Below are 11352 nucleotides of genomic sequence, written 5' to 3' on the forward strand. Positions count from 1 at the left end.
CTGACCAAGGCGGGGTTCGTCCCGGTTGGCCCGGCCGACCCAGCCGACCTCGGCGGTAAGCCAGGCACCTGGTATCAGCGTGACCTAGAAGTCCAGCCGTAGAGCGTGATCTTGCTGGTGGACTGGCTATGGGAAGGCTGCTTCTGTGCCATTTGCTAACGGGCAGAATCCGGACCGTCCCCTCCCGGGGTCGCAGATGGGGGGCGCTGTGGGCTGGGTGCTTCCAGGTCCCGCCTCGCGAGTGGCGGAGGTCGGTGTGCGCGCTGGAGTGTCGACGGATCGCTGATCGTCCGTGGGCTTCGTGTGGACACCGTCGAGGCGGATGCGCGTATGCGCAATGTGCTGACCCACCTGAGCCGTGCAAGCAGTCAGTCAGGAAAGGTCGACAGATCCGTCTCCCAGGAGGACGACTGGGCCTCCTGCGGAATGTCCTGGCACCGGTGTCGGCTGCGAGGCCAGCTGGTGTTGCGTCCGAAGTTCAGCCCAGAGCGCGTATCCGAGCCAGGCGAAAGCCACGCCCACCGGCACGGCCACCTTCGGCTGGGATGCATTGGGCAGCTGGCTTGCAAGTGGTGCCAGGAGAGTCCCGACGGCAAGCAGCGCGCCCGCCCATCGCGGCAGGATCCCCGCCCGGAACGTCGCGATGCCGAAGAGCACTCCACCGACGATGTAGATCACTCCGGTCAGCGTCCATACAGTCGGGAGGATTCCCAGGTCGAAGTTCCCTTTAGGGCCGGTGAACATTCCCATCCAGGACCGCACGAACGACGGGGACGCGTTAGCGATACGCGGCAAGATGAAGGCTTCAACGAAGCTGAAGCCCATGATGAGCGCCAGCCAGAGGCTGAACAAGAAATACCCCGCCAGTCCGAGCCAGCCGGACTTCACCGCCTGCCGAGCGTAGAGCCCCGCCATGCCAAGGAGACCGAAGAAGGACATCGCGCACGCGAGTACATGCACGACCTGCCACCGGGTGCTGCTGACTGACGACGCAAGATTCGGCGGATGCAACACGCCAACAAGCACGTAGCAAATCCCGGCCAAGATGGCGCACAAACCCGCGATACGCAGAAGATTGTGGGTTGAAATCTTCACTGGTCGCCCCCTTGCCCTCGGCGTTCGACAGCGATCCTGACGGTTCGTGTCTCGTGCACAGCCGGGTCCAGGGGCTGCATCAACATGGCGAAAGGAAGATGATCCGCCCATCCGTACCGGGACGCTACGCCTCCAACAGGCCACCAGGAGCCCGAACGATCGGACTGTCCGCAGCGGCTCTTCCAGCTCTGCCCAATGGGGTGCTGCTCGCACGCTCATGCCCAATCGGAGCGTTCCATGTTTCGGGTATCAACTGACGGCCGTCGATCGCACATCACCCGGCGGAACACATGAAACCAACTGCGTGCACTGCCGAATTGAGCAATCGAGGATCGAGACGCCGCTTCGCGGCGCTCGCCGGCTCGCCGCACTGCGCGCTGCCTCATCCGTCGGCCGTCCTCGGGCAACGGGGGAGGCACCGCTCCATGGCGGGACGTTCAATTCGGTTTCTCATCCGACCACTACATCTGGCCCTCCCTGCGTACGCAGGCTCTTTCGTTTCGCGCGCCAGACGGCAATGTGATCAACATCCACAGTCACAAGGAGGACTAGCCGCCTCCACGCTCTCCGGGAGTGCCGGGACAGCAGGGCGGAACCGCCGATTTCAAGGGTGTGATGCGGCGGGAGAATGAGCCATCAGGTCCGCTCGCTCTTCGTGCTCAGCGAACAGAGGGGATGGAGGTTCTGCGCTTCGCCGCCTCGGCGACGATGAAGCCTCCACGTCGAGCCGATCTTGACCAGGTTCAAGCGCTCAGCGACGCGCTGCGACGACAGATTGGCGGTGTCCGTGCTGTAGAAGAGGCGGCGCCCCGGTACACACGCGAGCGGCACCCAGGCCGCGACCGTGGCGGCCGCGTAGCCTCGTCCGCGAAACTGAGGGTCGGTCCAGACACCGCATTCGCCGGAGCTCTCGGTGAGCGGTCCTGGCGTGTGGCAGATCGAGACCGCACGATCGCCATCGAGGATCATGGTCCACGGACCCAGTTTCCCGTCGAGCAGTTCGCTCCATTCGATCGGATGCCAGTTGCCCGGGTTGGCGGCCCACAGCGCGTCGATGCCGGCTCCGTCGGAGTGGGCAATGGTCATGCCAGCGGCGAAATTAGTGTCGTCCGGGATGACATAGCTCGGACCCGAGGCGCACGTCAGTTCTCCATCGACCCACGCGAGGATCCGTTCGCAGGCGGCAAGCACCGGCGGCGGCTCACTCTGGTCGACCGGCCGGGGTGCGCGGTCGAATTCGGCGACGAGCTCGGCCGCCGCATCGTCTGCTACTTGATCGCCGATCCAGAGCGCCTGGCCGTCCGCGCACGAGGCGATGGTCACGCCGTAGCAACCCGCGATACGACCTGGAGCGTCGAGAGACGCACCAACCTGGAAGCGGAGCAGCTCAAGGTCGGGAGTGCGCAGACGACCAGCAGTCGACATCGAGGCGGACGCTACGCGACGAGGAGCTCGAGCGGCAAGAAGGCGGATAGCAAGCAGTCGTACTGGCCAGGGCCCACCGAGGCGCACATAGAGGAAGCGGCGTTGGTCGTTGCTAACGGATTTGCTAACGAGATGGCTCGACACGCCTGAGATTCACGGTGGTGGACCTCAAGCGACCGAAGATCCACAAGGCTCTGACCTGCACGTTTGCGTCTACGGCGGACGCATCGGACGCCGGTCGGCGTTCTCAGCCCTCTTCTGTGCCATCTGCTAACGGGCAGCATCCGGACCGCCCCCGCCCAGATCGCGCAGCCGGATCCGGGGCAGTCCGAGGGCGGCGACCTGTCGGTTGAACCGCTGCCGGATCACCTGCAACCGGGCTCAGTCGGCGTCTGCGTGGCTGGCCCGCCAGAGTTCTGCACGCCCGACTGAGACGGCGATGTCCACCTCGTTGCCTTCTGGGTCGGCGAGTGTCCACCACTCCGGCGCCTCGGCGTCGTACGCGATCCGTCCCCCGGCGGCGAGGGCTGCGTCGATGCGCGCCCGGGCTTGGTCGTCGGGTACGTAGACGTCGACGTGGATACGGTTGCGCTGCTTGCGCCGGGCCTCTTCCAACGCAGACATTTGTTGGAAAACGATGGTCAGGTTGAGCCGGCGCGGATCGTAGATGTCGGTGACACCGAGCTCGGATCGCGGATCATTCTCGTACCCGAGAACGGCTCGCCAGAACCCCCGCACCGCAGGGATGTCGACAGCGTCGATCCCGATCTGTACGAAGCGTAGGCGGGTTGTGTCAGCAGTCAGGCCCTTGGCTCGCGCCGCCGCCTGAACCCGGCGAGCCAGATCGCCGAACCCGTCTTCCTCCCACAGGTCCTTGCCGGAGTCGATCGTGACACCGTGCGGACGTAGGTCAATGAGGAGTGGCAGGCCCGCGTCGTCGGCCAGACCGGCTACCGTGGCGGCCAGCTCTGCTGCGCGCAAGGGCGAGGCGATCGGGTAGAACGTCATCCCGCCGAACATGGCTCGCCAGTCGGCGGTCTCCGCTGCTTCGCCCATCTCCTCGTTCGGCTCCGCCGGGATGACGTCTGCCTCGTTCCCTTCGGCGTCGGCGAACCCAACCCCGTATGCACCACCGATATGTCTGCCGCCGATCGTGCTGGCTTCGGCGGGGGTGAGCGCCTGTGGGCGAGCGACGTCGATGTGGACGCGGTTGCGCAGCGGGCGTGCCTGATCCTGCTGTTGGAACCAGATCGCCGGGTCCCGCCGCATAGCGTCGACAAGATCCTGCTCGCCCGACGGTTCGTAGCCCAGCGCGGCGCGCCAGAACCCCATCACGGCGGGCTTGTCGAGCGCATCGATCGCCAGTTGTACGGCCTGCACGGCCGACGGATCGGCCGCCAGACCGAGGTCGCGAGCTGCAGCCGAGATCCCGCGCGCCGTCGCGACATCAGCCACGGTCAGGCCAGAAGAACCGGACACGATCCGCACGTGTACCCCACGAGCACGCAAGTCCACATCCGGCAGCCGACCCGTGCTGTCGGCCAGGTCGGCGATCCGGCCGACAAGAGCCGCACCGGCCGTATGCGACGGCGCGTCGAACCAGGCGCTCGCCCCGAAAGCGAGCACCCGCCAGTCCTCCACCTCGCCGGATTCCTGGAACTGCTTCGCCGTCAGCCGCTCGTCCTTACCCATCCCGGCAGAATCCCACGACTCATCGACCATCAGCCAGCCGGAAGCGGACAACGCGATCAAGCGTTACGTCACCCTCCGCCGCCGTCCGACCTCCGACTACTCGACGACCCCCGCCTTGCGGGGTGGGCCGACGAAGCGAGGGTGGTCGAAGGACGTGTTGTCGATGACCACACTGGCCCTGCGTTGGGGACTGCACCGCGCAAAATAGAGCATCTGGGCCTCGACGTACCGTCGCATGCTGGGGTGGCCAGGGTCGGGATTAGAGCCGTCGCGGGTTGCCAAGCGTCGAGCCGTGACGTCGAACGGCACATCGAGGAAGACCGAGAAGTTCCAGACGTCGGCCAGTTCATCGCGGTGAAGGAAGAGCCCGTCGATGATCACAACGCTTCCGGCGGGCGCGAAGACGTCGTCGGGGACGAGGATCTGGTCGCTCTCGAGATCATGCCCGCGTGGGCGGTATCGACGCGAACCGCCCGGGCCAAGCGGGTCGAGAACGTAGGCGCTTAGCCGCTCATAGTCGAATGAGTCGAGCCAGAAGCCCTCGGGAGAGCTCCGTCCTCGTCGGTACCTGATCGCGCGGACGTGGTGGAAGTCGTCGATGGAGAGACGGACCGTCGAGCGCCCGTCGGTGCGAAGTACCTCGCCGAGTTTGTTCGCGAAGACGGTCTTGCCCGATCCGTCGACGCCGTCAACGCCGACGAGAACGCAACCCGATCCAGGAAGTTCCTGTATCGATGCGGCCAGAGCCCTCAGGACTTCCGAACCTGGTTGCCTATTCCGCGCAATGGCGCGCGAGGGATCAGCCTCGTTCACCCGGTCATCCTCTCAAATAGGCGCCGCACCGATCCAGCGGTGATAGGCCTCGACGTCGACGTTGCTGCCGCACACGATCGTGACTACGTGTCGGCCGGCGAAGCGGCCACGATCTTCGAGGATCGCGGCGACGCCGAGCGCGGCCGACGGTTCGACGACGAGGCCGGCGTGGTCGAGGAGCATCCGCATGGCGGTGATGATCGACGCCTCCTGGACCAGCACGGCGTCGTCAGCGACCAGGAGGAGGTCGTCCAGGACAGCCGGGATGGGGCGCCGGCCGGCGACGCCGTCAGCGATGGTGTTCGTGGAGTCGGTGGTGACGACGCGCCGTTGGCGCCACGAGTATGTCATCGCCGCTGCGCCCAGCGGTTGGACGCAGATCACCTCGGCCTCCGGCGCGAGGGTCTTCACCACATGACCGACACCGGTGGCCAGCGCTCCGCCGCCGAGAGCTATCAGGACGGCGTCGAACGACCGCCCGGCATCCACCAGCTCCAGGCCGATGGTTGCCGCGCCCTCGCAGGTCTCGATGTCCAGGCTGTCTTCGACCAGCCGGATGCCGTTGTGCCGCGCGACAGCCGCCGCCCGCTCGCGAGCCATGTCGAAGTCGCCGTCCACCAGCTCCAACCTGGCGTCCAGTGCGCGGATGCGGTCAAGCTTGGCCGCAGGCGCAAAGCGCGATGCCACGACGGTGACGTCGAGCCCTCGGCCGCGGCCGGACCAGGCGAGAGCCTGGCCCAGGTTGCCCGCGCTCGCGCACACCACGGCTCGCGGGCCATTGTCGGCGAGCAGGCTCGCGATGACCTCGGTGCCGCGGGCCTTGAAGCTGCGGACCGGGTTCGCCGTTTCGAGCTTGATACTCACCGTGCATCCGAGGCCGGGCTCCAGCGCCTCGCAGCGGTACAGCGGGGTGTCGAGAAAGATCGGATCGACCACCCTGCGAGCCGCGCGGATCCGAGCAGTGTCAAGGCGCGTCGAGGAATGGTCAAGACCGGTCGATCCGCGTGCCATGCGACATACTCACCTATCCTCCTGACTTTCGCGATGCATTAGCCGAGCAGCAGGGCAGCGACCGCCTCCGGGTCCTCATGCATTGCATTGTGGGCGGTTGGGAGGTCGTGGACCTGCCACTCGGGATCGGCTTGGAGTCGGGTGCGGAGTCCAGCGAACGGGGTTCGATCTTTCCATCCTGAGCAGTAGATGAAGTCCCGACGGGCGACCTGGGCAAACCCATCCGTAAGCCTGATGGACTGCATGACGGAGGCGAGGGGATGGGGACGGCGACGGGGATCTCCGCCGTCCGGTGGTCGGACGGCGTAGCCGGTGGCCGCGGCGCCGGCAGCGAACAGATCTCGGAAGTGGTCGTTCGTTGCCGACCACCACGACTCGCCGTCGCGCGGTACGAAGGCGTCGAGATGCACCAGTCGTGAGATCCGGCCGCCGGCACGATCGGCGGCGGCGGCGATCACCATCCCGGCGTAACTGTGGCCGACCAGGGTCGCGCTGGTGATGTGGGCGCGATCGAGGTGTCGTAACACGTCGTCGGCGTGGGTGTCGAGGTTGGTGGTCGCGACCGTCCCGTCGTCATCGTCTGGCCGCAGTCCGGTCAGGGTCAGGGCGTGAACTGCGTGACCGGCACGCTCCAGCAGAGGGACAACCTCCTCAAACGCCCACGATCCCTTCCAGGCGCCGGGCACGAGCACGTACGTCGCCATGTTCTTCTCCTCTATTTTCGCAGGCCGCGGTCTCGAAGCAGTGTCACTGGATCCCGGCGTGGCTTGCTACCGATAAGATGCCAACTGATGCCCGTTCGCCGCCAACCTCGCCGGACCGCCGGTGCGACGTCACATGTGTGGCCGTCTGGCGGGCGCCATCTCTGGCCATCCGGCGAAGCAAGCGCAGTGCAGTCGCATGCACGCGGACACCTGGTATACGCATCCAGCGGAGTCTTGGCAGTTCACACCGAGCGCGGCACGTCGATCGTTCCCGCCAACCGGGTCGCCTGGACCCCCGCCGGCTTCACGCACTACCACCGCGCCCACGGCGACACCGATATGCGGATCGTCTTTCTCGCGCCATCCGTCGCTCGGCTAATACCGGCCCATCCCGCGGTTTTCTTGACCTCCGACCTCGCCCGCGAGGTGCTACTCGCGCTGACCGGCCCCCACAACTACGACGACGCCACGCCTGACTACAGCCGCTCCGCTCGGTCCCGCCTCCTTCGAGTCCTCGTCGATGAGCTCCGCGATGCACACGAACAGCCACTGCACCTGCCGGAGCCACGGGACGACCGATTGCAAGCCATTGCCCGGATGCTGTACGAGACGCCGGCAGACAACGCCACGCTGGCCGAACTCGGGAAGACGATCGGAGCCAGCACCCGCACTCTCAGCCGACTGTTCCGCGGCGAACTCGGCATGACCTTCTATGAGTGGCGCACGCAGCTCCGCATCTACCACGCGCTCGTTCTCCTCGCCGACGGCCGAGACACCACCCAGACCGCGTACGCCTGCGGATGGGCCAACCCCAGCAGCTTCATCGGGGCGTTCACCACCATCATCGGAACGACTCCGGGCCGCTACCGAACGAGTCGCCAGACCACCGCCCCACGCATCTCAACTCTCGACACTGGACAAGGCATCTGACGGCGGATGGCCAAGACGGTGGGTTCGTTCCTGAGCTAGATGCGGCGCATCCGGTAGTCCTTGTCGTTCTCGCCGATGCGGTGGAACCCGAGCCGGGTGTAGAGCCGTTCGGCGTTCGGGTTTTCCTTGCTGACATCCAGTTCGACGGGCAAGCCGGTTCGGCGGCCCTCGTCGAGGATCTCGTTGGTCACGGCGGTGCCAATGCCTTGACTCTGCCGAGCGGGGTCGACTTGGAGGCCGGCGATCTCGATGTAGTCGGTGGTGCGGACGACGCGGAGCCGACCGACACGCATGTCATCGGCGCAGATCACGTAGGTGATGCTGTTCGCAATCTCTCCGCGAACCTGCTCCCGCGCGTCGTGGCGGAAGTCCTCCTCTAGCCGCTCACGGATTTCGCCTGCCGGGAGGGCGCTGATTGCGCAGAGCACCTGGACAAGAGCGTCAACGTCGTCGAACGTCGCCGGGCGAGTCGTGATCGTCATGCGGCCCATCCAACTGGTCCAGCGCCACTGCAACCAACCGATTTGCCGGAACCGCAGCATCCGTTCCACCACGATGGGATCTGTGCCGTACCAGGACGCACCAAACGACTAACTGCCTTCTAGCGCGGCCAAGTCGCGGATCGCGTACCGGTAGTGCTCGATCTCCTCCTCCAGTACGACGCCGATGCAGTCGATCACGGTGCGCTCCTCGTCCGGGTAACCGGGAGCGGGCGAGCGGTGGCATAGCCGTCCCAGGTTGACGGCGGTCAGGTCGGCGACGATGCGCCGCATCCCAGCCATCCGGTCGGCGCGAGCGGCCAGGACCTCGGCGTAGCCGGGCTGCCCGGTCAGGTCGATGCCAAGCGCGGCCGCGTCCGCTGCCGGGTACCAGCTCTGCGGCAGCCCGAGCGGGTGGTAGGGCCTTTCCTCATCCAGCACCGTTCGGCTGGCCCATGCGTCAATGATGAAGATCAGATGGCGCATTGTCTGAGCGAATGACCACTCCTCGTTGACCTGCTCAGTCAACGCTGCAGCGGGCAGTTTTCCGGCCCGCTCGGCTGCCTGCGCCCACAGCCGCTCGATGGTGTCCCACATCGCGCGGACGTCATTGGCCGTCTGGACCTCGCGGAACTGCACTCGCTCCGGGTGCCGACGGTCCAGCTCGGCGCTGACGAAATCGCTCACGTCAATGCCATTGACCGTGACGTTGCTGAGGTAGCCCGAGATACTCACGTTCACCAGCCAGCTGTCCCTGATCGTGACGCCGGTCAGATCGCAATCGACGAACCGGGCTCCGCGCAGGTCCGCGACGTCGAAGTGGCTGCCGCGGAACCGATCACTGCCGCCGCCCTCGCCGGCGTAGAACCGGTGCGGCCCGAACTGCGCCTCAACCGGGTCATCGGGGGAGGGAGGCGTTTGATCGGCCGGAACGTTGGTCGCTGTCATGGGCAGCAAGATAACGCTGATCCCGGACGGTCTGCTTCCGGAACTGCACGCCGATGAGGTGGCTACGGGAGCTGGGTCGATGTTGTCGGTGGTTGTCCGCTCAGGCGCCGGTCGACGGCAAGGGACCGCGTTCGAGGATTTCGGCGAGGAGGCGGGCGGTGGCGGTGAGATGTTCCTGTTTCCAGGTCCATAGGCTCCATGCCAGGTTGGTGAAACCGATCTGCAGCTCGTAGCAGTGGTGGCGTATGGCGGCATCGACGAGGGCGCTCCGGTCGGCTAGTAGGCCCGGGTCCCGGAGCAGTCCGGACAGCGGGTCGATGCCGGCGATCCCCGGGTAGAACACCGGCGCCCAGAGACTGCACCATGCGGCGTCGTAGAGGAAGTCGCCCCGTACCGAGCACTTCCAGGAAATCACCGCTTGAACCCGGCGACGGTCCGGACTCACCAGCACGTTGCCGTGCAGGAGATCGCCGTGTATGAGATCGCGGCGCTCGGGGCAGGCCGCGATCAGCGTCCGCACCCGGTCGCAGACCGCGGTGGACAGGGCCGCGAGCTTCGGGTCGGCGGCGAGGGCGGCGCTCCATCCGTGCACCCGATTCCCCGGATCGTCCACCAGCTTGGCGAGGACAAATTCCCGCCAGCTGCGGGCCGGCGCGCCTGCCGGGTGCCACATCACCGGGGTACCCGGGGATGCGGGTACCCGCTGGAGCGCGACGAGCAGGCGGGTGAGGGTGGTGGCGGCGGCATCGGCACGCTCGACCGGTGTGTCCTCCAGGAACTGCCCGTGATGACGTACTGAGATGGCGTAGGCCCGTCCGTTCGGTGTGGTCCCCACCTCCCTGACCTGCGGTACCGGCAGATCCGGTCCGTTGAAGGCCATAGCCATGCGGTCGGTTTCGTACCAGGAACGTTCCGGACCGAAGCGGATCACCAACTCTTCCTCGCCCGCTCGGTAGGCCCATGCCGATGACCACGCCCCGCCGGTGAGGGGCTCCAGATCGCTGGGACTGTCGTCGGAGTGCTCGGCGAGGAATGCGGCGACCTCTTCGTGCTCGGGGTGTTGCATCCCGCCAGTATTCGCCCAGGTTGTCCGCGGGCCTATTGACGGGTCGCTGAGCGCGCCGGCCATGCGGGTTGCCGCGGTGCGGCCCACCGGGGCTGAGAGCATGACAGTCGTGACAATCGAGCGCCCACCACTGCTCCCACGCGGCCTGCGACTGGAGTACGCGACCCCGCGGATCCCGGCGGTGACCTGAGATGTGGTGGCACGCCGCGGTCGCGATCCTCGCCGGCCTCCTGCTCATCTACGCGACGCTTGTCCTGTTGCTCTGGCGCTACGCTCGCCGCCACCCCGACACCGTGACCATGCGCGACGCGCTGCGGCTGCTACCCGACCTTCTGCGTCTCATACGGCGCCTCGCCGCCGACCCCACCGTTCCCACCGGCGTACGGGTCCGGCTCGGGCTGCTGATCGTCTACCTCGCGTCCCCCATCGATCTCATCCCCGACTTCATCCCCGTCCTCGGCTACGCCGACGACGCCATCATCATCGCCCTCGTCCTGCGCTCGGTCACCAAAAACGCCGGCCCCGATGCCCTCCGGCGCCACTGGCCCGGCACCCCCGACGGTCTCCAACTCATCCAGCAACTTGCCGGTACCCCGAGTAGCGGCCGCCAGTAGGTTGAAGCAATCACAGGTGGCAACGCTTTGAAGGCTGGCTGCCTGGTCAGAGATCGAGACGCATGACAGCCCGGCGTGTCGTTGGACGGGTGATTTCAACGAAGCCGGCGGCGGCGAAAACGCCGGTGCTGCCCACGAAGAGTCCCCCCGAGCCGACGTCCTTGCCGGGACCTGTAATGAGGGGGTAGCCCTCGACCGCCTTGGCGCCACGGTCTCGGGCGAAGTCGACCGACGCACGCGCGAGGGCGTACGAGATGCGCTTTCTTCGATAGCCCCTGCGGACCACAAAGCAACTGACCGTCCAGACAGAGTCGTCGTCCGGGTCTTCCTGCCGGCCAGTCCAGACCATCCGGCTATTGCGCAGGCGGACGTAGGTCGAACGCGGTGCGACTGCACACCAGCCGACTGGTTCGTCACCGAGATAGGCAACAAGCCCTGCTGTAGTTGTGGCCCGTGGCTCGCCGAAGTGTGCCTGGTCGTTGAAGCGTTCCAGCCGCTGGGATCGGGGAGTCTGGCGATGTTCAGCGGGCGTCGACCTGAACCACTGACATTGGCAGCGAGCTGCCGCATCGCCC

Annotated in this window: 12 protein-coding genes; 2 read left to right on the forward strand and 10 right to left on the reverse strand. The window is 66.4% G+C overall.

Going from position 1 to position 11352, the window contains the following annotated elements:
• Positions 1-372: 372 nt before the first annotated feature.
• From VGH85_23285 to VGH85_23310, 6 genes are all read right to left on the reverse strand, one after another.
• Positions 373-1095, reverse strand: a complete 723-nt coding sequence (locus VGH85_23285) for a hypothetical protein (protein HEY2176745.1) — start codon at positions 1093-1095, stop codon at positions 373-375.
• A gap of 636 nt (positions 1096-1731) precedes the next feature.
• A complete protein-coding gene (locus VGH85_23290) occupies positions 1732-2520 on the reverse strand; it encodes a GNAT family protein (GenBank protein HEY2176746.1) in 789 nt (262 codons plus the stop codon).
• Between the two features lie 381 nt (positions 2521-2901).
• Complete coding sequence (locus VGH85_23295) at positions 2902-4212, reverse strand: VOC family protein (GenBank protein ID HEY2176747.1); 1311 nt, start codon at positions 4210-4212, stop codon at positions 2902-2904.
• A 96-nt stretch (positions 4213-4308) separates the two neighbouring features.
• A complete protein-coding gene (locus VGH85_23300; GenBank protein ID HEY2176748.1) occupies positions 4309-5025 on the reverse strand; it encodes a uridine kinase in 717 nt (238 codons plus the stop codon).
• Positions 5026-5037: 12 nt separating this feature from the next.
• The gene (locus VGH85_23305) at positions 5038-5961 is read right to left on the reverse strand and encodes a pyridoxal-phosphate dependent enzyme (protein ID HEY2176749.1); all 924 of its coding nucleotides are present in this window, start codon (positions 5959-5961) and stop codon (positions 5038-5040) included.
• Between the two features lie 113 nt (positions 5962-6074).
• Positions 6075-6740: an alpha/beta hydrolase family protein gene (locus VGH85_23310; protein HEY2176750.1), complete on the reverse strand. Its 666-nt coding sequence runs from the start codon at positions 6738-6740 to the stop codon at positions 6075-6077.
• A gap of 234 nt (positions 6741-6974) precedes the next feature.
• Between VGH85_23310 and VGH85_23315 the strand changes: the two genes are divergently transcribed.
• Entirely contained in the window at positions 6975-7670 is a 696-nt protein-coding gene (locus tag VGH85_23315) for an AraC family transcriptional regulator (protein ID HEY2176751.1), read from the forward strand.
• A gap of 35 nt (positions 7671-7705) precedes the next feature.
• On the opposite strand, the gene VGH85_23320 is transcribed toward VGH85_23315, so the two are convergent.
• From VGH85_23320 to VGH85_23330, 3 genes are all read right to left on the reverse strand, one after another.
• Entirely contained in the window at positions 7706-8212 is a 507-nt protein-coding gene (locus VGH85_23320; GenBank protein ID HEY2176752.1) for a GNAT family N-acetyltransferase, read from the reverse strand.
• A gap of 48 nt (positions 8213-8260) precedes the next feature.
• Positions 8261-9097 (reverse strand): DinB family protein, encoded by an 837-nt coding sequence (locus VGH85_23325; protein ID HEY2176753.1) that lies wholly within the window; start codon positions 9095-9097, stop codon positions 8261-8263.
• A gap of 100 nt (positions 9098-9197) precedes the next feature.
• Entirely contained in the window at positions 9198-10163 is a 966-nt protein-coding gene (locus VGH85_23330; GenBank protein ID HEY2176754.1) for an aminoglycoside phosphotransferase family protein, read from the reverse strand.
• A gap of 191 nt (positions 10164-10354) precedes the next feature.
• Here VGH85_23330 and VGH85_23335 point away from each other — a divergent pair, with 191 nt between their 5' ends.
• A complete protein-coding gene (locus VGH85_23335; GenBank protein HEY2176755.1) occupies positions 10355-10777 on the forward strand; it encodes a DUF1232 domain-containing protein in 423 nt (140 codons plus the stop codon).
• A gap of 46 nt (positions 10778-10823) precedes the next feature.
• Here VGH85_23335 and VGH85_23340 read toward each other — a convergent pair.
• The coding region (locus VGH85_23340; protein ID HEY2176756.1) for a GNAT family N-acetyltransferase at positions 10824-11352 on the reverse strand (529 nt) is incomplete at its 5' end.

It is taken from the genome of Mycobacteriales bacterium (genome assembly GCA_036497565.1).
Lineage (GTDB): Bacteria > Actinomycetota > Actinomycetes > Mycobacteriales > QHCD01 > DASXJE01.

Bases quoted from the DNA above. Each gene is read 5' to 3' on its own strand.
- VGH85_23290 (HEY2176746.1), bottom strand. From the start codon at position 2,520: ATGTCGACTGCTGGTCGTCTGCGCACTCCCGACCTTGAGCTGCTCCGC.
- VGH85_23295 (HEY2176747.1), bottom strand. From the start codon at position 4,212: ATGGGTAAGGACGAGCGGCTGACGGCGAAGCAGTTCCAGGAATCCGGC.
- VGH85_23310 (HEY2176750.1), bottom strand. From the start codon at position 6,740: ATGGCGACGTACGTGCTCGTGCCCGGCGCCTGGAAGGGATCGTGGGCG.
- VGH85_23320 (HEY2176752.1), bottom strand. From the start codon at position 8,212: ATGCTGCGGTTCCGGCAAATCGGTTGGTTGCAGTGGCGCTGGACCAGT.
- VGH85_23325 (HEY2176753.1), bottom strand. From the start codon at position 9,097: ATGACAGCGACCAACGTTCCGGCCGATCAAACGCCTCCCTCCCCCGAT.
- VGH85_23330 (HEY2176754.1), bottom strand. From the start codon at position 10,163: ATGCAACACCCCGAGCACGAAGAGGTCGCCGCATTCCTCGCCGAGCAC.
- VGH85_23335 (HEY2176755.1), top strand. From the start codon at position 10,355: ATGTGGTGGCACGCCGCGGTCGCGATCCTCGCCGGCCTCCTGCTCATC.